Source organism: Paenarthrobacter ilicis, assembly GCF_016907545.1.
Lineage (GTDB): Bacteria > Actinomycetota > Actinomycetes > Actinomycetales > Micrococcaceae > Arthrobacter > Arthrobacter ilicis.
This window is the reverse complement of sequence record NZ_JAFBCD010000001.1, coordinates 1,640,000-1,665,035: the sequence shown is the minus strand read 5'-3', so window position 1 is coordinate 1,665,035 and position 25,036 is coordinate 1,640,000. Positions and strand designations below refer to the sequence as shown.

23 protein-coding genes are annotated in these 25,036 nt (G+C 62.7%); 5 read left to right on the top strand and 18 right to left on the bottom strand.

What is annotated here, in order from left to right:
• Nucleotides 1–15: 15 nt before the first annotated feature.
• Both JOE60_RS07630 and glnA read right to left on the bottom strand, forming a co-directional pair.
• Nucleotides 16–3,027 carry a bifunctional [glutamine synthetase] adenylyltransferase/[glutamine synthetase]-adenylyl-L-tyrosine phosphorylase gene (locus JOE60_RS07630; RefSeq protein ID WP_167269453.1) on the bottom strand — a complete coding sequence of 1,004 codons (3,012 nt, stop codon included), beginning with the start codon at nucleotides 3,025–3,027 and terminating at the stop codon, nucleotides 16–18.
• Between the two features lie 8 nt (nucleotides 3,028–3,035).
• Nucleotides 3,036–4,376, bottom strand: a complete 1,341-nt coding sequence (gene glnA / locus JOE60_RS07625) for a type I glutamate--ammonia ligase (RefSeq protein WP_167269451.1) — start codon at nucleotides 4,374–4,376, stop codon at nucleotides 3,036–3,038.
• A gap of 189 nt (nucleotides 4,377–4,565) precedes the next feature.
• Here glnA and panB point away from each other — a divergent pair, with 189 nt between their 5' ends.
• Nucleotides 4,566–5,471, top strand: a complete 906-nt coding sequence (gene panB, locus JOE60_RS07620) for a 3-methyl-2-oxobutanoate hydroxymethyltransferase (protein WP_167269449.1) — start codon at nucleotides 4,566–4,568, stop codon at nucleotides 5,469–5,471.
• Between the two features lie 25 nt (nucleotides 5,472–5,496).
• Here panB and JOE60_RS07615 read toward each other — a convergent pair whose 3' ends face one another.
• Nucleotides 5,497–5,661, bottom strand: coding sequence for an SPOR domain-containing protein (locus JOE60_RS07615; protein ID WP_167269447.1), 165 nt, complete (start codon nucleotides 5,659–5,661; stop codon nucleotides 5,497–5,499).
• 100 nt (nucleotides 5,662–5,761) lie between these two features.
• On the opposite strand from JOE60_RS07615, the gene map reads away from it, so the two are divergent.
• From map to JOE60_RS07600, 3 genes are all read left to right on the top strand, one after another.
• On the top strand, nucleotides 5,762–6,640 hold the full coding sequence (gene map / locus JOE60_RS07610) for a type I methionyl aminopeptidase (protein WP_167269445.1): 879 nt from the start codon (nucleotides 5,762–5,764) through the stop codon (nucleotides 6,638–6,640).
• A gap of 70 nt (nucleotides 6,641–6,710) precedes the next feature.
• Complete coding sequence (gene ppgK / locus JOE60_RS07605) at nucleotides 6,711–7,514, top strand: polyphosphate--glucose phosphotransferase (protein WP_167269485.1); 804 nt, start codon at nucleotides 6,711–6,713, stop codon at nucleotides 7,512–7,514.
• A gap of 55 nt (nucleotides 7,515–7,569) precedes the next feature.
• A complete protein-coding gene (locus JOE60_RS07600; RefSeq protein ID WP_167269443.1) occupies nucleotides 7,570–8,319 on the top strand; it encodes an SDR family oxidoreductase in 750 nt (249 codons plus the stop codon).
• A 76-nt stretch (nucleotides 8,320–8,395) separates the two neighbouring features.
• Here the strand turns inward: JOE60_RS07600 and nrdR are convergent, their stop codons facing one another.
• The 3 genes from nrdR to JOE60_RS07585 all read right to left on the bottom strand — a co-directional run bounded on the left by nrdR (nucleotide 8,396) and on the right by JOE60_RS07585 (nucleotide 10,965).
• Entirely contained in the window at nucleotides 8,396–8,899 is a 504-nt protein-coding gene (gene nrdR / locus JOE60_RS07595) for a transcriptional regulator NrdR (RefSeq protein ID WP_167269441.1), read from the bottom strand.
• 166 nt (nucleotides 8,900–9,065) lie between these two features.
• Nucleotides 9,066–10,427, bottom strand: a complete 1,362-nt coding sequence (gene hisD / locus JOE60_RS07590; protein WP_167269439.1) for a histidinol dehydrogenase — start codon at nucleotides 10,425–10,427, stop codon at nucleotides 9,066–9,068.
• 4 nt (nucleotides 10,428–10,431) lie between these two features.
• Complete coding sequence (locus JOE60_RS07585) at nucleotides 10,432–10,965, bottom strand: hypothetical protein (protein ID WP_167269437.1); 534 nt, start codon at nucleotides 10,963–10,965, stop codon at nucleotides 10,432–10,434.
• Between the two features lie 160 nt (nucleotides 10,966–11,125).
• Between JOE60_RS07585 and JOE60_RS07580 the strand changes: the two genes are divergently transcribed.
• Nucleotides 11,126–11,584 (top strand): flavin reductase family protein, encoded by a 459-nt coding sequence (locus tag JOE60_RS07580; RefSeq protein ID WP_167269483.1) that lies wholly within the window; start codon nucleotides 11,126–11,128, stop codon nucleotides 11,582–11,584.
• A 28-nt stretch (nucleotides 11,585–11,612) separates the two neighbouring features.
• Here the strand turns inward: JOE60_RS07580 and dnaE are convergent, their stop codons facing one another.
• The 12 genes from dnaE to murG form a co-directional block, all read right to left on the bottom strand.
• A complete protein-coding gene (gene dnaE, locus JOE60_RS07575; RefSeq protein WP_167269436.1) occupies nucleotides 11,613–15,170 on the bottom strand; it encodes a DNA polymerase III subunit alpha in 3,558 nt (1,185 codons plus the stop codon).
• 70 nt (nucleotides 15,171–15,240) lie between these two features.
• Nucleotides 15,241–16,155 (bottom strand): RluA family pseudouridine synthase, encoded by a 915-nt coding sequence (locus JOE60_RS07570; protein ID WP_167269481.1) that lies wholly within the window; start codon nucleotides 16,153–16,155, stop codon nucleotides 15,241–15,243.
• A gap of 4 nt (nucleotides 16,156–16,159) precedes the next feature.
• Nucleotides 16,160–16,744, bottom strand: a complete 585-nt coding sequence (gene lspA / locus JOE60_RS07565; RefSeq protein WP_167269434.1) for a signal peptidase II — start codon at nucleotides 16,742–16,744, stop codon at nucleotides 16,160–16,162.
• Nucleotides 16,745–16,842: 98 nt separating this feature from the next.
• Nucleotides 16,843–17,541 (bottom strand): DivIVA domain-containing protein, encoded by a 699-nt coding sequence (locus JOE60_RS07560; protein WP_167269432.1) that lies wholly within the window; start codon nucleotides 17,539–17,541, stop codon nucleotides 16,843–16,845.
• A gap of 155 nt (nucleotides 17,542–17,696) precedes the next feature.
• Nucleotides 17,697–17,984, bottom strand: coding sequence for a YggT family protein (locus tag JOE60_RS07555; RefSeq protein WP_167269430.1), 288 nt, complete (start codon nucleotides 17,982–17,984; stop codon nucleotides 17,697–17,699).
• Nucleotides 17,985–18,090: 106 nt separating this feature from the next.
• A complete protein-coding gene (locus JOE60_RS07550) occupies nucleotides 18,091–18,627 on the bottom strand; it encodes a cell division protein SepF (protein WP_167269428.1) in 537 nt (178 codons plus the stop codon).
• 85 nt (nucleotides 18,628–18,712) lie between these two features.
• Nucleotides 18,713–19,441, bottom strand: coding sequence for a YggS family pyridoxal phosphate-dependent enzyme (locus JOE60_RS07545; RefSeq protein WP_167269426.1), 729 nt, complete (start codon nucleotides 19,439–19,441; stop codon nucleotides 18,713–18,715).
• Nucleotides 19,434–20,147 (bottom strand): laccase domain-containing protein, encoded by a 714-nt coding sequence (locus JOE60_RS07540; protein ID WP_167269424.1) that lies wholly within the window; start codon nucleotides 20,145–20,147, stop codon nucleotides 19,434–19,436. The genes JOE60_RS07545 and JOE60_RS07540 overlap by 8 nt, the downstream gene beginning before the upstream one ends.
• A gap of 22 nt (nucleotides 20,148–20,169) precedes the next feature.
• Nucleotides 20,170–21,390, bottom strand: coding sequence for a cell division protein FtsZ (gene ftsZ / locus JOE60_RS07535; RefSeq protein WP_167269422.1), 1,221 nt, complete (start codon nucleotides 21,388–21,390; stop codon nucleotides 20,170–20,172).
• A 216-nt stretch (nucleotides 21,391–21,606) separates the two neighbouring features.
• Nucleotides 21,607–22,554 carry a cell division protein FtsQ/DivIB gene (locus JOE60_RS07530; RefSeq protein ID WP_167269420.1) on the bottom strand — a complete coding sequence of 316 codons (948 nt, stop codon included), beginning with the start codon at nucleotides 22,552–22,554 and terminating at the stop codon, nucleotides 21,607–21,609.
• The gene (murC, locus tag JOE60_RS07525) at nucleotides 22,547–23,917 is read right to left on the bottom strand and encodes a UDP-N-acetylmuramate--L-alanine ligase (RefSeq protein ID WP_167269417.1); all 1,371 of its coding nucleotides are present in this window, start codon (nucleotides 23,915–23,917) and stop codon (nucleotides 22,547–22,549) included. Before murC ends, JOE60_RS07530 begins: the two co-directional genes overlap by 8 nt.
• A complete protein-coding gene (gene murG, locus JOE60_RS07520) occupies nucleotides 23,914–25,032 on the bottom strand; it encodes an undecaprenyldiphospho-muramoylpentapeptide beta-N-acetylglucosaminyltransferase (protein WP_167269415.1) in 1,119 nt (372 codons plus the stop codon). Before murG ends, murC begins: the two co-directional genes overlap by 4 nt.
• Nucleotides 25,033–25,036 lie beyond the last annotated feature (4 nt).

Here is a 25,036-nt window from a genome sequence, read left to right as displayed (position 1 = left end):
GGGGTCTGGTTCCCGCTAATGTCCGTAGAACTCCTTTTCAAAAACCGCGCGGGCCCTTCGGCTCAACCGCAAGTAGTCTTCTTCAAACTGCCCCGCTTTACCGGGCGGGTACCCGCACCAGCGTGCGGCCGCCTCGAGGTCCTTGCGGGATGACGGCAGGAGGTCCGAAGCCCGCCCGGTAACAATCACGTTGGCGGAGCGGATGCGGCTCGCCAGACGCCAGGCCTGCTTCAGGAGCGCAGCGTCCTCACCGTCCAGAAGGTGGAGTTCCACCGCTGAGTCCAGGGCAGCCATGGTGGAGGTGGTCCGCAGCCCGGGATGCTTGCCGGCATGCTGCAACTGGAGCAACTGCACCAGCCACTCGACGTCGCTGAGACCACCGCGCCCCAATTTCACATGGCGTGCCGGGTCAGCTCCGCGGGGCAAACGCTCCGACTCCACACGGGCTTTGATGCGCCGGATTTCCCGGACGTCCTGCTCCGGGAGCTCGTTGGGGTATCTCACTGTGTCGATGAGTTTCACGAAGTCCTCGGCCAAGGCATCGGATCCTGCCATGGGCTTGGCACGCAGCAGCGCTTGGGCTTCCCATATCAGCGACCATCGCCGGTAATACTCTGCGTAGGAGTCCAAGGAACGGACCATGGCGCCGTTCTTCCCCTCAGGACGCAGGTCGGCGTCCACCATCAGGACGCGTTCGGCCATAATGGCCGGCTTGAGCGGTTGGGTCAGCAGGCTGGACACCTTCGCTACGATCGTTGCTGCTTGCTCCTGCGCTTCCGCGTCGCTGAAGCCGGGGCGCGCACGGTGCACGTAGATCACGTCAGCATCGGAGCCGTAACCGATCTCGCGGCCCCCTTGCCTGCCCATTGCCACCACCAATACGTCGGTCTTAAGTGGTCCGGCGGCCATGATCACGGACTCGGCAACATGAAGGGCGCCCAGGACGGCTGCCCTGTCAGTCTCAGCCAAGGCAACTCCCACGGCGTCCTGGTCCAGGAGCCCGGCACTGTCCGCGATGGCTGTCCGCAGGATCTCCCGGCGGCGGATGAGCCTGATCAGCCTCATGGCACTTTCCGGATCCGGATGACGGGAGAGCTTGGACGTGATCTCCTGCCATTGGGCATCGAAGCGGACAGGAACCAGTTCCTTGTCGCTGCCCAGCCACGCCACGGATTCCGGTGAAACTTCCAGCAGATCCGATATCAGCCTGGAATTGGACAGCACGTGGCACAAGCGCTCGGCCGCGGCCTGGGAATCCCGCAGGAGGCCCAAATACCAGTGGGTGGTGCCCAAGGCTTCACTGACCCGGCGGAAGGCGAGCAGACCGGCGTCGGGATCCACGCCCTCAGCCAACCACCCGAGGAGGATGGGCAGCAACTGCCGCTGCAACGCCGCCCGCCTGCTCACACCGGCCGTCAGGGCCTCGATGTGCCGCATTGCTCCCTGTGGATCCAGGTAGCCCAACGCAGCCAGCCGACCCTGGGCTGCTTCCGGAGTCAGCTTGGCATCCTCTGTGCTCAGCTTCGCGGCAGTGTTCAGCAGCGGGCGGTAGAAAATCCGCTCATGCAATTCCCGGACGGACTTCTTGGTCTTCTGCCACGTACCCATCAATTGTTCGGGGTTGGGACGTTCCGACGAAAAAGGCCCCAGGACGGCCTTGGCAAGGAAGCGCTGGGCGTCTTCTGCAACCGGCATCAGGTGGGTGCGACGCAGTTGGAACAACTGGATCCGGTGTTCCAGGAGACGGAGGTACCGGTAGGCGTTATCGAAAGCCGCGGCATCGGTCCTGCCAATGTATCCCCCGGCGGACAGGGCCGCTATGGCAGAGGTCGTGTCCCTGCACCGCAGCGTTTCATCCGATTTGCCGTGCACCAGCTGCAGCAATTGAACGGTGAACTCAACGTCCCTGAGCCCTCCCCTGCCGAGCTTGATCTGCCGGTGCTCCTCAGCGGCGGGAATGTAGTCGGTGACCCTGCGGCGCATTGCCTGGACAGACTCCACAAAGCCGTCCCGGCCGGCCGATGCCCAGACGAGTGGCTTGACAGCTTCCTCATACCGGTGGCCCAGGTCCGCGTCTCCGGCAATGGTCCGGGCCTTGAGCAGCGCCTGGAACTCCCAGCTCTGCGCCCACCGTGCGTAGTAGCTCAGGTGGGAGGCCAAGGTACGCACCAATGGGCCTGATTTGCCTTCGGGCCGGAGGTTGGCGTCCACTTCCCACAGGCCGGGTTCCGGCGCGGAGGAGGAAATGGCACGTGAGATCCCCGAGGCCAGCGCCGTTCCTATGGTGGCGGCTTTGGCATCGTCGAGGTGTTCCGACTCAATGACGTAGATGACGTCGACGTCGGATATGTAGTTCAGCTCGCGCGCTCCGCATTTGCCCATACCGATAACCGCCAGGCCGACGTCGGCAACCTCTTCGGCGCCGAACTGGCCAGCGGCTTCGGCCCTGGATACGGCCAAGGCCGCCTCCACAGCGGCACCTGCCAGGTCGGCAAGCTCAGCCCCCACCGCAGGCATGTAGTCCTGGGGCGAGGCTGCGCAGAGGTCACGGATGGCGAGCTCGGTGAGGCCACGGCGATATGCGGACCGCAGCGCCGCGTAAGCGGGAGCGCCGGTGACTCCAGCGACAGGCCTGGGAGCCTTGGGGTCCGCTTTCACTGACCGCAGGAGGGCAGACCGCAGGTCCTCGCTGGAAACGGGCAGGGGCTCGGGGCTCACCCGGACATCAAAGACATCAAGGTGCTCGGGCCGGCGCATGAGGAACTCCCCCAAGGCTTCCGAGGCGCCCAGCAGCCGGTACAAGGGCTCGCTGGTGTCTTGATCAGCCGCGGCGAGCTTCCGAAGTCCCGGGTTCTTCTCGATCAGCCGAACCAGGGACTGCAATGCCGTATCCGGGCTGGCTGCCATGGACAGCCCGGCGAAAAGCGCATCCTGGTCCATGCCGTCCAGCTCAGGAGCCGCAAGGAACCTCTCGCCCTTCTCAAGGTCACTGAACCCGGCTGAGATGAGCCGACGTGCAAGGCTCACAGCCCCGCCTACAGAATGCCGAGGTTGCGCTGCAATTCGTACGGAGTGACCTGAAGACGGTAGTCCTGCCACTCTGCACGCTTGTTGCGCAGGAAGTGCTCAAAAACCTGCTCGCCAAGGATCTCTGCAACCAGTTCCGATTCCTCCATGGCCCGGATGGCGTCGTGAAGGCTGGCGGGCAGGGGCGCGTGGCCCATGGCCCGGCGCTCAGCGGTGGTCAGTGACCAAACATCGTCTTCTGCCGCGGCGGGCAGTTCGTAGCCTTCTTCAATTCCCTTGAGTCCAGCGCCCAAAAGTACTGCATAGGCCAGGTACGGATTGGTGGCGGAGTCGATGCCCCGGTACTCGATGCGGGCGGATTGCCCCTTGCCGGGCTTGTACAGGGGAACCCTGACAAGCGCTGAACGGTTGTTGTGGCCCCAACTCAGGTAGCTCGGCGCCTCGCCGCCACCCCAGAGCCGCTTGTAGGAGTTCACGAACTGGTTCGTCACAGCCGTGAACTCGGGAGCGTGCTTGAGGATACCGGCAATGAACTGACGGGCCGTCTTGGAGAGCTGGAACTCGGCTCCGGCCTCGAAGAAGGCGTTGGTGTCCCCTTCAAACAGGGAGAAGTGGGTGTGCATGCCCGAGCCCGGGTGGTCCGTGAAGGGCTTGGGCATGAAGGTGGCGTACGTTCCCTGCTGCAGGGCCACCTCCTTGATGACCGTGCGGAAGGTCATGATGTTGTCCGCCGTCTGGAGGGCGTCAGCGTACCGGAGGTCAATCTCGTTCTGGCCGGGGCCGGCCTCGTGGTGGCTGAACTCCACGGAGATGCCCACCGACTCAAGCATGGTCACCGCCGTGCGCCGGAAGTCCTGGGCCACACCGCCCGGAACATGGTCAAAGTACCCGCCTTCATCTACCGGCAGCGGCGCTCCGTCGGGGCCAAGATCCTTGGACTTGAGGAGGTAGAACTCAATCTCGGGGTGGGTGTAGCAGGTGAATCCCATATCAGCGGCCTTGGCGAGAGTGCGCTTGAGGACGTTGCGGGGATCCGCTGCGGAGGGCTCGCCGTCGGGCGTCAGGACGTCGCAGAACATGCGCGAGGTCTGCTCGGTCTCGCCGCGCCACGGCAGGATCTGGAACGTGGAGGGGTCCGGCTGCGCCAGCATGTCGGACTCGAATACCCTCGCCAGGCCCTCAATCGCGGAGCCGTCGAAGCCGAGGCCTTCCTCGAAAGCGCCTTCGACTTCAGCCGGCGCAAGCGCCACGGATTTAAGGGAACCCACGACGTCGGTGAACCACAAGCGTACGAAGCGCACGTCACGCTCTTCGATTGTCCGCAGAACGAACTCTTGCTGGCGGTCCATAGGGCCTCTTCTCCACGTGGTGTCCATGCCGCCGGCTCACAGGAATGAAGCCGCGGCAACTCAGCCTTCACTCTACTAAGAGTTCACCGCTAATGCCGCAGCCGTCCGTGCGCGTAACACAGCGTTTACATAAGGTGATGCCCGCCACCGTCGCTGGCAGGTCCCTCCGGCACGGCTTAGGCTCTACTCATGGCCCCGAGCAACCTTCCCGAACCAGGCACGCCCACAGAAGTTTCCGCACCCTATGGAACGGGGCCGGCCTCCGCTGCCACTCCGACTGCTCCCGCAGCAGCCAAGCCCGGGGCAAGGATCAGGATCCACCACCTCCAACAGGCCAAGGACAACGGCACGCACTTCGCCATGTTGACGGCCTATGAGCAGTACACGGCAGAGATCTTTGACCAGGCCGGCATTGAAGTACTGCTGGTGGGTGACTCCGCATCCAACAATGTGTTCGGCAACGAAACCAGCCTGCCCGTGACGGTGGATGAGCTCCTTCCCCTGTGCCGTGCTGTGGCGAAGTCCGCCAGGCGCGCCCTCATCGTTGCCGACCTCCCTTTCGGCAGCTACGAGGTGTCCAAGGAGCAGGCTGTCGCAACCGGCGTCAGGTTCCTCAAGGAGGGCTTGGCGCATGCCGTCAAGATCGAAGGCACCGCCTATTACGCGGAAACCGTGAAAGCCATGGTTCAAGCCGGCATTCCCGTCATGGCCCACATCGGCTTCACCCCGCAGAGCGAGCACTCATTGGGCGGCTATCGCGTCCAGGGCCGCGGAGATGACGCCCAGCGGCTGGTGGATGATGCCGTGGCCCTGCAGGATGCGGGAGCCTTCAGCGTGCTCATGGAAATGGTGCCGGCAGAAACCGCGGCCACCGTGGATGCCGCTCTGCGGGTACCCACAGTGGGAATCGGCGCAGGAAAGAACACCACAGGACAGGTTCTCGTATGGCAGGACATGGCCGGTCTGCGTGGCGGCAAAATGGCAAAGTTCGTCAAGCAGTACGCTGACCTGAGGACCACCTTGGCGGATGCTGCCGCGGAATTCGGAGAGGATGTCCGGTCCGGGCAGTTCCCCGGCCCGGAACACTCCTTCTAGCCGTCCAGCCTAGTCCCGGCCCGGGTCAGTCCTCGTCCTGCGAATCCCACGCCTCGTTGCGCGCCTTGACCTTCTCCAAGGCATGCTCCGCCTCTTGCCTGGTCTTGTAGGGGCCAATCAATTGGCTCCAATCAGACATGGCGTCCTCTTCAATCTCGTGGGTTTTTACGTTGTACCAGTACTCCGTCATGGTGACTCCTTGGTGCATCCCGGGCGTAACGTTTGCAGGTGAGGCAAGCACTCCCGCGCTTTGTTACTTACGTCTCTTGCGTGCCTTATATGATCAATCTATGCCTTCTCTTGCTTCGACCGCACCCATCGGCGCCCTGACCCCGGGAACCGTCAGTCCTGAACGGCCCGTGCCGGCCTCAATCCCCCGGCCGGAGTACGTGGGACGGAAAGGACCGGCCAAGTTCACCGGCTCGGAGGTGAAGTCCGCAGAGACCATTGAGAAGATCAGGATCGCAGGCAAGATCGCCGCCCAGGCAATCGTTGAAGTCGGAAAGCACCTGGAGCCGGGGGTCACCACTGACCACCTGGACAAGATCGGCCACGAGTTCCTCCTGGACCACAACGCTTACCCGTCGACGCTGGGTTACCGCGGCTTTCCCAAGTCCTTGTGTTCATCACTCAATGAGGTCATCTGCCACGGCATTCCGGACTCCACCGTGGTGCAGGACGGAGACATCCTGAACATCGACATCACGGCCTTCATCAACGGGGTCCACGGAGATACCAACTACACCTTCCTTGTTGGCGACGTTGATGAAGAATCCCGCCTTCTGGTGGAGCGCACGCGGGAGTCGCTCAACCGGGCCATCAAGGCCGTGGCTCCGGGCCGCGAAATCAACGTCATTGGCCGCGCCATCCAGTCCTACGCCAAACGCTTTGGCTACGGAGTGGTGCGGGACTTCACCGGCCACGGCGTGGGTGAGGCCTTCCACACCGGCCTGATCATCCCGCACTACGACGCAGCCCCGGCGTACAACACCGTGATCGAAACCGGAATGGTGTTTACCATCGAACCCATGTTGACCCTGGGCACCATCGAGTGGGACATGTGGCCCGATGATTGGACTGTTGTCACCAAGGACCACAAGCGCACCGCCCAGTTCGAACACACCCTGCTGGTCACGGAGACCGGCGCGGAAATCCTGACCCTTCCCTGAACTCCCTGAAGGTTCCGCAGCCCGGGAAGCTGCACCATGCCCATTCCCTCCTGCCATGATCGGAAATGCAGTGTCCAAAAAGGATGAGAAGCACCACAAGAACCCGCCGCTGATCGGTATCGATATTGGAGGTACCGGCATCAAGGGCGGCATCGTCGACCTGAAGAAGGGGAAGCTGATCGGCGACCGCTTCCGCGTCCCGACTCCCCAGCCCGCTACCCCGGAAGCTGTGGCGGATGTTGTGGCCCAGATCGTGGAAGAGCTTTCCAGCCGCCCCGATGCTCCTGCAGCCGACGCGCCCGTTGGAGTGACGTTCCCGGGCATCATCCAGCACGGCGTCGTGAACTCTGCGGCCAACGTGGACAAATCCTGGCTCAACACTGACATTGACAGCACCTTCACCAAACGTCTGGGACGTCCGGTGGAGGTCATCAACGACGCCGATGCTGCCGGCTTGGCTGAGGCCCGATACGGCGCCGGCGAGGACGTGGCGGGCACCGTACTGGTGATTACCCTGGGAACGGGAATCGGGTCCGCCTTCATCTTCAATGGACAGCTGGTGCCCAACGCCGAGCTGGGCCACCTGGAGATCGACGGCTTCGACGCGGAAACCAAGGCCTCGGCCGTGGCCCGCGAACGTGACGGCTTGAGCTGGGGCGAGTACGCAGTCCTCCTCAACCGCTACCTCCAGCACGTCGAATTCCTGTTTTCCCCGGAGCTCTTCATTATTGGCGGCGGAATTTCCAAGCGGTCCGACGAGTACTTCCCGCACCTTGACCTCCGTACCAAGATCGTCACGGCCAAGTTGAAGAACGACGCCGGCATTGTGGGCGCTGCCCTTGAAGTGGCGCTGCACCACAAGCTCGCCAAATGATTCAAGCACGCCACGTGGTCCCTGTCGGGCAAAAGTTCACCACCTGCCCGGCTCCATGAAACCCGCAACGGCGATCGTTACGGGTGCCAGCCGCGGCATCGGGGCGGCAGTCGCCAAGGCTGCCGCCCGTTCCGGCTATGCGGTGGTAGTCAACTACTCCGCGGACGTTGACGGCGCCCGCGCCGTCGTGGCTGACATCGTCGACGGCGGCGGGTTGGCAATTGCTGTAGCAGCAGACGTCAGCCGGCCGTCCGACGTCGTTCGCCTATTCGACGAAGCCGAAAACCTGGGTACCATCACCGCGGTGGTCAACAACGCCGCCATCACTGGAAACCTGATGGGTGATTTGGTGGACGTTCCACCGGAAACCGTTCAACGCGTGGTGGACGTCAATGTCAGCGGCATGATCCACCTGTGCCAGGAGGCGGTCCGGCGGCTCTCGACGTCCACGGGCGGCCCCGGGGGCAACATCGTTAATATCTCCTCCACAGCAACCAAGGCCGGCTCACCGGGAACCTGGGTGCACTATGCGGCCACCAAGGGCGCCGTGGACGTACTGACCGTTGGCTTGGCCGCCGAGGTCGCCAAACAGGGCATCAGGGTTAACGCCGTGGCCCCCGGCAGCACCAACACCGGGCTCCATGCGGCAGCGGGCATGCCGGACCGGGTGGAACGTTTGAACGCCACGATTCCCATGGGCAGGGGCGCCGAGCCGGAAGAAGTAGCTGCGGCGGTCGTGTGGCTGATGTCCGGCGAAGCCGGCTACATTACGGGGGCAATCCTGCCGGTCTCCGGCGGACGCTGAGAGCACCGGACGCTGAGGTCAGCAGACGTGGTGCCGGTGGTGGCTGCGGCTTCCCCTCCGCTGCCACCACCGGAGTCTAGAGTTGGCTTTTCTCGGTGCCCTTGGGCTCCCGGCTTGCAGCCTTGGCATGCTGTTCGTGCTCATGCCTGAGCAATGAAATGGCCGATTCGAAGTCTTCCAACGATTCGAAGGCCTGGTAGACGCTGGCGAACCGCAGGTACGCAACTTCATCGAGCTTCCGCAGCGGGCCCAGAATGGCCAGGCCAACCTCATGGGCGTCGATCTCGGCAGCACCCGAGGAGCGGATGTTCTCCTCGACCTCCTGGGCCAGCATGGCGAGATCGTCCTCGGTCACCGGCCGTCCCTGGCAAGCCTTCCGGACGCCGCTGATGACCTTTATACGGCTGAAGGGCTCGCCTACTCCCGAACGCTTGATGACCGACAGGCTGGTGGTTTCCACCGTCGTGAAGCGTCGCCCGCACTCGGGGCACTGCCTGCGCCTGCGGATGGATGTTCCGTCATCAGCCATGCGGCTGTCGACAACACGGGAGTCAGGATTCCGGCAGAACGGACAATACACGCTGGGCCTCCCCTACAGCTCCGGCACATGAGCAGCCGGCAAGCCGCCGGATACGCAAAAGTGCCGGAAGATAACTTCCGGCACCAGTTTACGTTCGATCTACAGGGAATGACAACCGTGTAACTACTACATGTAGTGGCCGCTACCCGCATATGTAGTGGTTCCCCTAGGAGAAACGGATCCTCACGGCGTCACCATGGCCCGGAAGATCCTCCGCGCCGGACAAGCTCACAATGTGCGCACTGACCTGCTCCAGCGCAGCACGGTTGTAATTGATGACTTGTACTGCCCTCAGGAACGTGGTCACATTCAGGCCGGAGGAGAAGGCTGCCGTGCCGCTGGTAGGCAGAACATGGTTGGAACCCGCGCAGTAATCGCCAAGGCTTACCGGGCTGTAGTCACCCACAAAGATTGCTCCCGCGTTCCGGATCCGCGCAGCAACAGCTGCTGCGTCCGCCGTCATGATTTCCAAGTGCTCGGCCGCGTAGGCGTTGCACACCGCAATCCCCTGCTCCACATCATCCACCAGCACCACGCCGGACTGCGGGCCGGACAGTGCTTCAATGACCCGGGCGCTGTGCTTGGTGGCAGCGGCCTGCTGCGCGAGTTCAAGAACGACGGCGTCAGCCAAGGCCGCTGAGTCGGTCACCAGAACGGACGCCGCTTTGGGATCATGCTCCGCCTGGCTGATGAGGTCGGCAGCTACGAGTGCGGGCTGCGCCGTGGCATCGGCCAGAATCGCTATCTCGGTGGTGCCCGCTTCCGAATCGATGCCCACCACGCCCTTGACCAGCCTCTTGGCCGTGGCAACGAAGATGTTGCCCGGACCAGTCACTACGTCAACAGGCTCTATGGACAACTCGTTGCCGTTTGCTGGAACACCGTAGGCGAAGGACACGATCGCCTGCGCACCGCCAATGGCGTAGACCTCATCGATGCCCAGCAATTGGGCAGCAGCAAGGATGGTGGGGTGCGGCAAACCGCCGAATTCCTTCTGCGGAGGTGACGCCAGCGCAATCGACTCAACTCCGGCAGCAACCGCCGGAACAACGTTCATGATCACGGACGACGCCAGGGGGGCCAGCCCGCCAGGAACATACAGGCCAACCCGGCCCACGGGAATCCAGTTCTGGCTCACCACGGCGCCATCTGCCAGCGTGGTGTCCACATTTGATGGCCTCTGCTGCTCAGCGAACGTGCGCGCCCGGCTGATCGATTCCTCCAGGGCGGCACGCACCTGGGGATCCAGCTCTTCCAGGGCCTGCGCCATGGCATCGGCCGGTACACGGGGATGCGACTGCTCCACTCCGTCAAACAGCTTGGCGAACTCCGCGAGGGCAGCAAAGCCCCGGCTCCGCACAGCTGTGATGATGTCCAGTACTTTGGCCTCGGCATCAGCCATGGTTTGGTGCCGGGCACGGGGAACAGCAGCCCTCAGCTCCGCCAGGGAAAGCGTGCGTCCACGGAAATCCATGGTTCGGAAGTCAAGGGCAGCGGCGGGGGCGGACGTGTCCGAAGAAGTGCTCACCACGCTATTTTACGGGCTTCTTGGAGAGGACTCCGAACAGTGACAAAACCAGCGTGATGAACGCGAGGGCACCGGGCCACAACAGCAGGACCGCGTAGGAGCGGAGGGTAAACCCGTAATCGGGTCCCAGAACAGGATCAGGCGCCGGGCCCCATACCTGCCCCAGCAGAAGCCCCACCAACCAGGCCACCACGCCGCCCGCGGCTGCGCCAACAAGGGCGAACGTCAGACGACGGACCGCATCCGCTCCTTTGAGTTTGCCGTCAAGGACAAGGCCGGTGGCACAGCCGGCAACCAGCGTCAGCGCCGCCAGCGTCAAGTCGCGCGGCAGCCAGGTGTCGGTGGTGGACGGTTGTGAAAGCGCCGGGTTGCCGGAGAGCAGATTAAGTCCGCCCGGCGCCAGAACCCACCAAAGGATGCCCACCACAACGCCGGAAACGGCCGGAAGCACGAGCCACAGGACGCCACCTGACCGCCGCGTTGGGGAGGCCGGAGCCCGTTGCGGTTCAATGGGAAGGCTCACGCTGGGCTGGGTCATGCAACCCACATTAACAAAGGTTCACGCAAGCACTGTAAAAGACCGGCCCCAGGGGCCGGAGGAATACCCTGAGAGAAGTACGCACCATTCCAGTCCAGGAGAGAGCACCGTGAGCGAACAGTCACAATTCCAGGAGACGTTCCAGGAGACGTTCCGGGAAATGTTCCGCAGGCATGCCGCGGGCGTAGCCATCATCACGGCAAACCTGAACGGAAAGCCTTTTGGTTTCACCGCCACCTCCGTGGCGTCCCTGTCAGCGGAGCCGCCCCGGTTCACCTTCAACATGGCACGCAGCTCCAGCTCCTGGCCTGCGGTGGCCAACGCCGAATACATCGGCGTCCACATGCTGGGGTTGGAGAACCAGGCCCTCGCCAACCGCTTTGCCCGGACCCGGGACCGCTTTGAAGGCGACCATTGGGAACCGGGCCCTCACGAGGTCCCCATCCTCAAGGACGTAAGCGGATGGCTGGTGGGCAAAATCCAGATGCGGCTCTCGTTCGAGAACAACGCCGTCGTGGTGGTGGAGGTAGTGGACGGGCACGTCGGAGGCGACGGCACTCCCCTGCTGTACCACGGCGGCGCCTACAGCAGGCCCGCCCCTTTGGACTACGAGATCTAAGGGACGCGCTCCAGGGCCGACACCCCGGCTACACGTCCAGGCAGGCCGGGCCCAGCAGTACTTTCAGGTCTCCGAACAGGGACGGACTCGGGTTCACGCGCATGTGAACCGGCAGGCCCATGACCTCAACCTTGGTATCCCCCATCAGCTTGAGGCGGACCTCGGAGTTGCCGCGGTGGGTCCGCAAAACGTCCCGGAGGTCAGTAACCACAGCTTCGGTGGCTTTGAACGTGGGAATGCTGATCACCACCGGACCGTTGACACTCTCGCTGAGGTCAGGGACGGAGAGTTCCATGCAGTTCAGGGTCACGGCGCCGTCGTCACGGCGCTGAAGCCGTCCCTTGACCACCACGATCAAGTCCTCGGCCAGGACCGAAGCGATGGGTCCATAGACCTGGCCAAAGAACATGACCTCCATGGAACCGCCGAGGTCTTCGATTTCCGCACGCGCATAGGCGTTGCCGCTCGCTTTGGCGATCCTGCGGCTCAGTGAAGTGATCATGCCGGCAATGGTGACAATGGCGCCGTCGTGCGGTCCGTCCTCGGCAATGATGGACGTGATGGACATTTCGGCGTGCTGGCTCAGCACTCCCTCAAGCCCCTGGAGAGGGTGATCGGAGACGTAGAGGCCCAGCATGTCGCGCTCGAAGGACAACTTGTCCTTCTTCTCCCACTCGGGCAGATCAGGGATCTCCGTGGTCAGTGATGCTTCAGGTTCCTGGTCCTCGAATCCCGCGAAGAGGTCGAACTGCCCAATCGCCTCATTTCGCTTCAGGGTGATGACCGAGTCGATCGCTTCTTCGTGGATCATCGCCAGGGCGCGCCGGTGGTGTCCCAGGGAGTCGAATGCACCGGCTTTGATCAGGGATTCAATGGTTCTCTTGTTGCACACAACGGCGGGAACCTTGAGCAGGAAATCCTTGAACGAGTTGTACTTGCCCTCGGATGTCCGGGCCGCAACCATGGCATCCACCACGTTCACACCCACGTTGCGGATGGCGCCCATGCCGAAGCGGATGTCCGTTCCCACAGGCGTGAAGTTCAACGAGGATTCGTTGACGTCCGGCGGCAGGACAGTGATGCCCATGCGTCGGCATTCGTTGAGGTAGATGGCGGACTTGTCCTTGTCATCGCCCACGGAGGTCAGGAGGGCGGCCATGTACTCCGGCGCATAGTGCGCCTTCAGGTAAGCCGTCCAGTAGGAGATCACGCCATAGGCTGCCGAGTGCGCTTTGTTGAAGGCGTAGTCGGAGAACGGCAGGAGGATGTCCCAGAGGGTCTTGACGGCCGCCATGGAGTAGCCGTTGTCCTGCATGCCTTGGGAGAAGCCGGCAAACTGCTTGTCCAGCTCCGACTTCTTCTTCTTGCCCATGGCCCGGCGAAGAATATCTGCCTGGCCGAGGGAATACCCCGCCAGCTTCTGCGCCACAGCCATAACCTGCTCCTGGTACACAATCAGGCCGAAGGTCCCACCAAGGATTTCCCGCAAAGGCTCTTCCAGTTCCGGGTGGATGGGGATGACTTCCTGGATCCCGTTCTTGCGCAGGGCGTAGTCCGTGTGGGCGTTGGCACCCATGGGGCCAGGGCGGTAGAGCGCCAGCACGGCGGAAATGTCTTCGAAGTTGTCAGGCTTCATGAGCTTCAGGAGCGACCGCATGGGACCGCCATCGAGCTGGAAGACGCCCAGGGTGTCACCGCGCGCCAGAAGTTCGTAGGACGGAGCGTCGTCGAGCTCCAGGTTTTCCAGGTCAAGATCAACGCCGCGGTTCATCTTGATGTTCTCCAGGGCGTCCGAAATGATCGTCAGGTTTCGGAGGCCCAGGAAGTCCATCTTGATCAGGCCCAAGCCTTCGGACGTCGGGTAATCGAACTGGGTGATCACCTGGCCGTCCTGGAATCGGCGCATGATGGGAATGACGTCGATGATGGGGTCCGAGGACATGATGACGCCGGCCGCGTGCACACCCCATTGGCGCTTCAGGCCCTCGATGCCCAGGGCTGTCTCAAAGACTTTGGCGGCCTCGGGATCGGTGGCAATCAGCTGGCGGAAGTCCCCGGCCTCGCTGTAGCGCTTGGAATCCGGATTCTGGATGTCGGCCAACGGAATATCCTTGGCCATCACCGCCGGAGGAAGGGCCTTGGTGAGAGTCTCGCCCATACTGAACGGGTAGCCCAGCACACGCGAGGAATCCTTGAGAGCCTGCTTGGTCTTGATGGTTCCATAGGTGACGATCATCGCCACGCGTTCATCGCCGTACTTCTTGGTGACGTAATCGATCACCTCGGAACGGCGGCGATCATCGAAGTCGACGTCGAAGTCAGGCATGGAAACACGGTCCGGGTTCAGGAACCGCTCAAAGATCAGGCCGTGCTGCAGGGGGTCAAGGTCGGTAATGCGCATGGCGTAGGCCACCATGGAGCCTGCACCGGAACCACGGCCCGGACCCACGCGGATCCCGTTGTTCTTGGCCCAGTTGATGAAGTCGGCAACCACCAGGAAGTACCCGGGGAAGCCCATGGACGTAATGACGCCCAGCTCGTAGTCCGCCTGGGCGCGCACCTTGTCCGGGATACCTTGGGGGTAGCGGTATTGCAGTCCCGTATCCACTTCCTTGACCAGCCAGGACGTCTCGTCTTCCCCCGGCGGGCAGGGGAAGCGGGGCATGTAGTTGGCGCCGGTGTTGAAGGAAACATCGCAGCGCTCGGCAATCAGCAGCGTATTGTCGCAAGCTTCGGGATGGTCGCGGAAGAGTTCCCGCATCTCCCGCGGAGACTTCAGGTAGTACCCGCTGCCTGAGAACGCGAAGCGCGAGCCGCCGTTGTCATAGGTAGGCTCAAGCAGGGTGGATCCGGACTGGATGGCCAGCAGGGCCTCGTGCGCCTTGGCGTCATGCTCGTGGGTGTAGTGGAGATCGTTGGTGGCCACCAGCGGGAGGTTGAGCTCCTTGCCCAGGCGCAGGAGGTCACCGGTGACGCGACGTTCGATGTCCAGGCCGTGGTCCATCAGTTCAAGGAAGTAGTTCTCTGCCCCAAAAATGTCGCGGAACTCTGCTGCAGCCTCCACAGCCTCGCGGTAGAGGCCAAGCCTGAGCTTGGTCTGGACCTCACCGGAAGGGCAGCCAGTGGTGGCAATGAGGCCCTCGGAGTAGGTATTGAGCAACTCGCGGTCCAAGCGCGGCCACTTGCCGAAGACCGAATCGAGGGAAGCGATGGAGGACGCACGGAACAGGTTGCGCATGCCCACGTTGTTGTAGCTCAACAAGGTCATGTGCGTGTAGGAGCCACCGCCGGAAACATCGTCCTTGCGCTGGCTTTCGTCCCCCCAGCGCACGCGTTCCTTGTCGCCACGCGCAGTTCCGGGCGTGACATAGGCCTCCACCCCGATGATGGGCTTGATGCCCTTGTCGGTGGCCTTTCGCCAGAAATCGAACGCACCGAAGAGGTATCCGTGGTCCGTGGTGGCCAGTGCCGGCATTCCCAGCCGTTCGGTTTCGTCGAACAGCTCACCGAGCCTGGCGGCTCCATCCAGCATGGAGTACTCGGTATGGGTGTGCAGGTGGACAAACGAATCATTGCTGGAAGTCACCCGGATAGTCTACCCGCCCGGCCCTCCCCACCGGATGCCACGTACCTGCCGGGCAGAAGGTCTGAAAGTCCTAGGCAGAGCCGGAAGCCAGGACGTCCAAGGCGTATTGAAGATCGGCCGGGTAGTCACTGGAAACTTCCACCCACTCCCCCGTGCTGGGGTGGGCGAACCCCAATTGCCTGGCATGCAGCCATTGCCTGGTCAGTCCCAAAGTGGCAGCAAGCCGCGGGTCAGCGCCATAGGTCAGGTCGCCCGCACAGGGATGGCGCAGGGCTGAGAAGTGGACACGGATCTGGTGGGTCCGTCCGGTCTCCAGGTGCACTTCCACCAGCGTCGCTTTTCCAAACGCTTCAAGGACCTCATAGTGGGTTACTGACGGCCGGCCGTCCTCAATGACGGCAAACCTCCAGTCATGCCCCGGGTGGCGTCCGATGGGTGCGTCAATGGTGCCTTCAAGCGGATCGGGCAGCCCCTGCACCACAGCGTGGTACATCTTCTCCACGGTCCGTTCCTTGAACGCGCGCTTCAGCACTGTATAGGCGTGTTCGGTCTTGGCCACCACCATTACCCCGGAGGTACCAACGTCCAGGCGGTGGACAATGCCGGCACGTTCAGGAGCGCCCGAGGTGGAAATCCGGTAACCGGCGCCGGCCAGCCCGCCAACCACCGTGGGACCCACCCAGCCCGGGGAGGGATGGGCAGCTACGCCAACAGGTTTGTCGATGACCACAAAGTCGTCATCGTCCAGCAGGATTTTCAGGCCTTCCACAACTTCCTCCACCACTTCCAACGGGTCACGACGCTCCGGGACCGTCACATTCAACACCGCTCCCGCTGTGAGCTTCGCTGACTTTCCCAGCCGGGCTCCGTCCACTGTGACGTTGCCCTCTGCGATCAGCAAGGCCGCTGCAGAACGGGAAATATCCATCAACTGAGCCAACCCGGCATCGGCCCTGACACCGCTCAGTGACTGCGGGACTTCCATTGCCTCACTCACCGGACGAACCTGCTGATTCGGCGGACTTGGGAGCCGCGACGTGCCGCTTGCCATCCATCCCGATACCCCGCAAGGTCAGCAGGCAGATGATGACGACGCCCGAGACGACGGCGGAATCGGCGATATTGAAGATCGCAAAATTGGGGAGCTGGATGAAATCCACCACATGTCCCATGGCAAACGACGGATCGCGGAACAGCCGGTCCGTCAGGTTTCCCAGCGCACCACCCAGGAGCAAGCCCAAGGACAGTCCCCACCACCGCGAACCGAGTCGACGCAGCTGGAAGAGGATGGCGATGGACACCACTGCCATCACGATGGTGAAAATCCAGGTGACGTTCTCCCCGATCGAAAAGGCGGCACCGGAATTCCGGATGAAATACCAGTGGAGCAAAGGCGGCAGGACCGGAATCCTCTCACCTTCAACCATGGTGCTGGTGACCCAGAGTTTGGTGAGCTGATCGAAGGCATAGGCAAAGACCGCGAAGCCGGCGAACAGCCAGAGTGCGGCAGGGCGGCGCTTTGCGCGGTTTACAGACTCACGCTGCGGGGCGTCGTTGGGAAAGTCGTCGGTCATAATGCTTTCTTCGGGAAGCGTGGCGGCCAGCTGTCAGGGCGTTAACAGCAAAAGCCGGTGGCCGAGGAGTCCTCAGCCACCGGCTTTCAGAATACTTGCTAAACGTCAGCGGTTGCTTCGCCCACCTCAGGGGCAGCGACAGAACCACGGGCGTCAAGGTCGCGCAGCTGGCCTTCGATGTAGGCCTTCAGGCGTGAGCGGTAGTCGCGCTCGAAGCCGCGGAGCTGCTCCACCTTGCGCTCCAGGACTGAACGCTGCTGCTCCAGGGCACCAAGAATCTTGCGGGACTTCTCCTGGGCATCGTTCACGAGGCTGGAAGCCTCGATCTGTGCCTCTGCAATGATCTTTTCCTTCTGCTGTGCACCGTCAGCAACGTGCTTGTCGTGCATCTGCTGTGCCATGGCAAGCAGGCCTGCAGCCGACTCTGCCGAAGCAGTGTGGGAGTTGGATGCCGCAGGAGCCTTGGGAGCTGAAGCTGCTGCTGCAGCCTGCTCTGCTTCCTTCTTCTTGGCCGCCTCGGCGGCCTTGGCCTCAGCTTCCGCCTTTGCCTCGGCTTCCTTGTCAACCTTGACCGGAGCGGGAACCTTCTCAACCACGGGGGCTGCAGCTGCTGCAGCGGGAACAGCCGAACCGGACTCGCCAAGCTTCTTGCGAAGCTCATCGTTTTCCTGGTTCAAGCGGCGGAGTTCCACCACGATCTCGTCGAGGAAGTCATCTACCTCGTCCTGGTCGTAGCCTTCGCGGAACTTGGTCGGCTGAAAGCGCTTGTTGACAACGTCTTCTGGCGTCAAAGCCATCTGGTCACCTCGTTGGTCTAGTTAGTCAGTAGGCCTTCCGGCCGTTCAAAACTACGGTACCTAAATAACATCTTGTTCCTCCAATTCAACACCATCGTGTTGAATTGGCGAATTTGCGGCCTGTGAACCATCGGTGGCCCAGGTTCCGCTGGCAGTTATGCCAAGCCGGCAGCCACGTTCATGGCAATACTGACGGCAATAATCAGGATCAGAAAGCCCAGATCCAGTGAAATTCCCCCGAGTTGAAGCGGAGGTATGAGCCTGCGGAGCCCCTTCAACGGCGGGTCCGTCACGGAGTAGACCAGATGGGCTGTAACCAACGCCACACCCCTCGGACGCCATTGGCGAGCGAACATCTGCACCCATTCGAAAACGAGGCGGACGATCAGGGCAATGAAGAACACCAACAACACTATGTAGATAAGGCCGAAAACAATGCCCACGAGTTAGCTCAGATCTCCCACTTGTTCCGGAATGTCAATCGGTCCCTACTATTGCAACACAGATGCCAGGCAGGTGAACCCGCCTGGCATCTGTCGAAATAATCTGTCAGCTTTGGTTGAAGAAGCTGGCCTGCGTCTCGCTGGCCTTCTTGTCATCGCCGATGACTTCAACGTAAGACGGAGACAGCAGAAACACCTTGTTGGTGACCCGCTCTATGCTGCCGTGAAGCCCAAACACCAGGCCGGCGGAGAAATCAACCAGACGCTTGGCGTCAGCTTCCCCCATATCGGTGACGTTCATGATCACGGGAATACCGTCCCTGAAACTTTCACCGATGACCTTCGCGTCATTGTAGGAGCGGGGATGAACCGTGGTGATCTGCCTCAAGCCAGAGGCGTCTTCGCGGCTGGACGCCGCACGCTTAATCGGTGTCACAGGTGCGCGGTATTCCTCTTCGGCTTCAACGGTGGGCATTTCACGGACAACTTCCCGGACGGGAGCGGGCGCGCGGCGCTCCTCCCGATCCTGTGCCTGGGGGCGTTCTTCGTCGGTGTGCGAGGCAACCGCCTGCTCAGATTCGTAGTGTTCATCGCCGTCGGCGAGCCCAAGATAGATCATTGTCTTGCGCAGAGCGCCAGCCATGGTGCACTCCTATCGTTTCTGCAGTAGGCGGGCCGCCATGACTTGACACATCGGAACGCCGGCCCGTCATTCCAATACTTTGACGCTACCCCACGGCCGGGCGCGATCCGAGAATATCGGAGCCAATTCTCAGGTGTGTCGCCCCGGACTTTATGGCCGCTTCCAAGTCCTGGCTCATGCCGGCGGAAATGGCCACAGCCTCAGGGTGGATCGCCACGAGCGTGGAGGAGATGCCAGCCAGGAGCTCGAACGCCGCCCCGGGGTCGCTGCCCAACGGCGCCACCGCCATCAGCCCCTTGAGTTGGAGGCCCGCCGTCGCAGCGATCCGGTCCGCAAGAGCCTCGACGTCGGAGGGGGCCGCCCCGCCGCGGTGCGTACCGGCGTCGTGGTCCAAACTGACCTGGATAAAGCAGTCCAGGTCTTCCCTGCCCGTGGTTTCCTGCTCACGGGCCATGGCTTTCCCCAGGGCATCCGCCAAAGGAACGCGGTCCACAGACTGGACCGAGGAGGCGTACTTGACCACCGATTTGGCCTTGTTGCTTTGCAGCTGGCCGATGAAATGCCACTGGAGGTCCAGATCAACCAGTTCACCGGCTTTGGCTGCCGCTTCCTGGTCACGGTTCTCGCCTACGTTCCTGATGCCCAATGCCGCCAGACGACGGACGTCAGCGGCAGGGTGGAATTTGGTGACCACGATGAGTTCAGGGGGGCTGGTCCGGCCCGCTGCTGCAGTTGCCGCTTCGATCCGCCGACCCACCACTTTGAGCCGTTCCGACAAATGGGACGAGCGTTCGTCCTGCCCGTTATTACTCATGCGTCCACACCAAACCTGCAAATCGACCTGTCCGTGGATCCCTTCGGTAGGAGAAAAGATCCTTGTTCTCGAGAGTACATTCGCCCGAATACAGCACGGGCACCTCCAGCTCGGCCAGCTGGGACCGGACTCCCGCGGGCAAATCAAGGGAGGCAGTCCCCCAGGAGGTTGTTGACCGTGCCGCGGGGACTACCGCCGCTACGTCGTCCCGCAATTGTTCGGGAACCTCGTAGCAGGAGCCACAAATGGATGGTCCCAGCCAGGCTTTGATGTCCAGAGCACCGCGGCCGCGCAGTGCTGCAACAGTCGCGGGGACAATCCGCGAGGCCACCCCGGGCCGTCCTGCATGGGCCACTCCCGTAATGGGTTGGCCGTCGGTGTCTGCTCCCACGAACACGATGGGCACACAGTCCGCCACCATCACGGCCAAGGGCTGGGGCGCCCCTTGGAGGTGGGTGGCTGCGGAGACCATGGCGTCCACCGTAGGTCCTGGTCCGTAGCTGGCGATGAACTCCACAGCGTTGCCGTGGACCTGGTTCATATATTGGAAGGACCTCCCGCCCAGCCCGGCAGTGCGGTCCAAGTGATCGCGGCGTTCAGCCACTGCCCGGGGGTCATCCCCCACGTGGAGAGCCAGATTCCCGGCGCCTGTATCCGTAAAGGCTACAGAAACGCCGGGAACTACCTCGTTATGCCAGCAGAACACCAGCAATGACTCCTGAGGCTGTTTACTTCAGGAAGTCGGGGACGTCCAGGTCATCTGAGCGGCTTCCGGAAAGGTCCGGCTCCACAACGGCGGGAAGATCGACGTCGAATCCCGAGTCGGCGGGCAAAGCGGACGGGCGCTGCTGTCCCCAGTTACTCAGGCCTGCAGAACCGATACCGGCCGTGGCGTGCTGCGGGGCAGCAGCACTGGAAGGCGCGGAGCTCGGAGCGGCAGGACGCTCGGACGGTACAGGGTTCTGGGCCGGCCGTGACTGGTCCATGGACGGCGAGGTTGCCTTGACGTCGTCGAATCCGGCAGCGATCACAGTCACGCGGGCCTCGTCACCCAAGGCATCATCAATGACTGCACCGAAGATGATATTGGCCTCGGGGTGGGCAACTTCCTGAACCAGGCGTGCGGCCTCGTTGATCTCGAACAGACCGAGGTCGGAGCCGCCCTGGATGGAGAGCAGAACGCCGTGTGCGCCATCGATGGAGGCTTCCAGCAGAGGCGAAGCAATAGCCAGCTCTGCTGCCTTGACTGCGCGGTCTTCGCCGCGGGCCGAGCCAATACCCATGAGGGCCGAGCCTGCACCCTGCATGACCGACTTCACGTCGGCGAAGTCCAGGTTGATCAAACCCGGGGTGGTGATCAGGTCGGTAATGCCCTGAACGCCGGACAGCAGCACCTGGTCCGCCGAACGGAAGGCATCAAGAACGGAGACGTTGCGATCGCTGATGGAGAGAAGGCGATCGTTGGGGATCACGATCAGCGTGTCAACTTCGTCACGCAGGGCGTCGATTCCAGCTTCGGCGGAGCCTGCGCGACGGCGGCCTTCGAAGGTGAAGGGGCGGGTTACCACACCGATGGTCAGGGCACCCAGAGAACGGGCAATGCGGGCAACAACGGGTGCGCCACCCGTACCGGTGCCACCGCCTTCGCCTGCGGTCACAAAGACCATGTCGGCGCCGCGAAGAACCTCTTCGATCTCATCGGCGTGATCCTCGGCGGCCTGCTTTCCGACCTCAGGGTTCGCTCCTGCACCCAAGCCGCGGGTGAGTTCGCGTCCGACGTCGAGCTTCACGTCGGCGTCACTCATCAGCAGCGCCTGCGCGTCCGTGTTGATGGCGATGAACTCGACGCCCCGAAGGCCGACCTCGATCATCCTGTTGACTGCGTTCACGCCACCGCCGCCGATGCCGACGACCTTGATGACGGCCAAGTAATTCTGCGGTGCTGCCACGTTTCGTGCCCCTTGCTTGTGTCCTATAGCGAAACTGATCGAGTCCAACTTGAATACTTGGACCTTAACCCTCTAGTTGAAGGTTATAGTTATGTCAAGTAACTCTAACTGCGACGGTATTTCCTCTGGTTCGCACATGCAATGACCGCTTGCGCGTGTCGCTTGAATGTCCCGAATTAAGGCCACCGACAGCCCGGGTTACTAAATTTCAATGCCCTACTTGGTGAATGGATGGCGTGGAACGCTGACGTCGTAGACGCGCACCGGAACCTTCGGATCCTCGGGCATCTTCAACAATGCCTCGAGCGCCTTGGCCTTCAGTTCCTTCTCCTCGGCATTGCCCCAGACTACCGTCTTTCCATCCACAAGCTTCAGTTCCACCGCGTCCGGAGATGCTGCAGATGCCGTGGACATCCTGGCCAGGACATCCGCCGGCAGGGTGTCCAGTACGGCAGTGATCGCGGCAAACAGGTCCGGGTTGTTGGCCCCTGACCCCGTATCGATCAACGGCAGCGCCACTGTGGTGAGGTCCTTGGTGGCTCCCAACTGGACACCGTCGACGTCCACCATCACAAACGTGTCGCCCTGCTTCAGCAACGCAACCGGAACACGCTCGGTCACATGGACCAACAGTTCCGACGGCGGCCGCGCCTCCATGGTTGCCGACTTCACCTGGACCAGGGGCTTCAGGAGCTCGTTGATCTCCTGCTCGCTGACCTGCGGAAGGGGCTTCCCCTGGAGGCTGGACAGCGCCTTCTGCACGGCGTCGGGGGCCAGCAGCTTGGTGCCGTCCACTGAAATCGTCTTCACGGCCAGCACGGGCGAAAAGACCGCTCCTGCGATGATGGCCGCTACCAGTCCCGTCACAACCAGCAGGGTCCACAGGACCACGCGCCGTTGGCGTTTACGCTTCGGTTCGGGAAAAGCGATGACATTGCCGGAAGCAGCTGCTCCACCGGCCTTGGAAGGTGTGGAAGACGTGGAAGGCTTCGAAGCCTTGGTCTGCCCACCGGTCGTCGCCGGCTTTGAAGGCTGCCGCTCCCCTGTTTCCAACGGACGCTCGGCGCTGATGACGGCGTCCGTATCCTTGGGCCGCGATGGGTCCGGGGATTGGGAAGCAGGAGCAGTCCCGGTCCGCAAAGTGGGTTTCCGGGTGCTAGGCACTCAGAGCCTCCACGATCAATGGACCATAGGCCGTCACGTCTCCTGCACCTACTGTCAGGATGACGTCTCCGTCCCCGGCAACGTCCACAAGCCCGCGAACAGCGTCCCCGGGGGCCACCAAAGCTCCGGCAGTAAGGTGGTCCGCGATCAGGGAACTGCTGACACCCGGGATCGGATCCTCACGGGCCGGGTAGATGTCCAGCACCAGCGACGTGTCGGCAGCATTCAGGGCTTCGGCAAATTCAGCGGCGAATTCCCGCGTGCGCGAGAAAAGATGCGGCTGGAAAAGGACGTGGACCTTGTGTTCACCGGCCACGGAGCGGGCGGCGGACAGTGCAGCACGGACCTCGGTGGGGTGATGGGCATAGTCGTCGTATACCCGGACGCCCCTTCCCTGGCCCTTGAGTTCGAATCGGCGGGATGCCCCGGTGAAGTGTCCCAGGGCCGACGCTGCGGCCTGGGGGTCCACGCCGAGTTCAAGAGCGACGGCGAAGGCAGCCGCTGCGTTCAAGGCATTGTGCCGCCCGGGCACTTGGAGTTCCAGGATGAACGTTTCGTCGCCAACCGACACCGCAACGTCACCCGGACCGCCGTCGTGCAGCAGCACGTCCGCACCCGGCGCCGTTCCGTACGTGCGCACCTTGGTGTGTCCGTTCTCGGCGGTCCTTTGGGCCAGGGCGAATGCGCCGGGGTCATCGGCGCATGCCAGCAGCACGCCATCGGCGGGCAGGAGGGCCGCAAAGTTGTCGAAGGAGGCAAAGACAGCCTCAGGGGTCCCGTAGTGGTCCAGGTGATCGGCTTCCACATTGGTCACCACGGCAACCAGAGGCCGGTAGTTCAGGAAGGAGCCATCGGATTCGTCGGCTTCCGCAACGAAGATGTCGGAGTCTCCATGGGCGGCGTTGACGCCGAGCGACGGCACATTGGCCCCGATGGCGTAGGTGGGATCCAGGCCCGATTCCTTGAGCAGGACGGCCACCATGGACGTGGTGGTGGATTTCCCGTGGGTACCCGCCACGGTCACCACCCTGTGGTTGGCCATGGTGGCAGCAAGGGCTTCAGAGCGGTGCAGCACGGAAAGGCCCGCAGCACGTGCTGCGGCCAGTTCCGGATTGTCGTCGCGAATGGCTGAGCCCGCAACAACTGTTTGCGCGTCGCCAAGATTAGCGGGTCCATAACCCACGGCGATGCGGGCGCCCGCTGCAGCAAGGTCATGCATCACAGGCAGGTCCTTGGCGTCGCTTCCGCTGACGGGCACTCCGCGGGCCACCATGATCCGCGCTACTGCGGACATGCCTACTCCCCCGATGCCAATGAAGTGGACACGGCCCAGGGAGTCCAAGGTGCCATTGCTTGAGGTCATGCTGATACCGCTTCCAGGACAAGATCAACCATGCGCTGATCGGCGTTTCTGATACCCAGGGCCTCGGCCCGGCGGGCCATGTCGTCGAGCCGCGAACCATTCAACAACAGTGGAATCAGTCCGTCCTCGATCCAGGCCGGGGTGAGGTCTTTGTCTTCCACCATGAGGGCGCCACCGGCGTCCACCAAGGGCGCCGCGTTCAGGGCTTGCTCGCCGTTGCCGATGGGCAGCGGAACGAACACGGCGGGTACGCCGACTGCGGCGACTTCGCTGACGGTTCCGGCGCCGGCGCGGGCGAGGAGAAGGTCAGCTGCGGCGTACACGTTCTCCATGCCGTCCACGTACTCCACCTGCCGGTACCCGTCGGCCACCAGCAACCCGCCGTCGTCGGAGAGCACCGGCTTACCGGTGCCGGTGATGTGCAGGGTCTGGATGCCCGCTGCGGCCAACGCCGGCAACGACGCCGCGATGGAACGGTTGATGCTCAGGGCCCCGGAAGAACCGCCGGTCACGATGAGTGTGGGCAGTTGGGGATCCAGCCCCAAAGACGTTTTGGCCTCCAGCGCCTGTGCCGGCCGGTCCAGTTCCGAGATGGCCCTGCGCATGGGCATCCCCACATGGCGGGCGCCGCGGATCCGGGTGCCGGCAAAGGCGACCCCCACCCGTTCGGTGAAGCGTGCACCTACCCGATTGGCCAGCCCTGCTTTCATATTGGCCTCGTGGATGACCATGGGAATCCGGAGCTTGCGCGCGGCAAGGTACATCGGTGTACACACGTAGCCGCCAACACCTACCAGGACATCCGCGCGGGCTTCCTCGAGGATGCGCGAGGCTTGCTTCACCGCTGCTGCCAACCGGCCGGGAAGCTTGAAAAGATCCGCCGAGGGCCGCCGCGGAAAGGGCACCCTGTCAATGGTGGAGAGTTCGTAGCCGGCAGCCGGCACCAGCCGGGTCTCCATGCCCGACGGCGTTCCCACCGTCATGATGGACGCGTCGGGACGCCTTTCCCTCAAGGCATCGGCGATCGCCAGGAGCGGGCTGACGTGACCGGCCGTTCCGCCACCGGCGAGGACCACCGACAACGGTTTGCGGGCAGGGGTTGATTCAGAAGTCATCAGG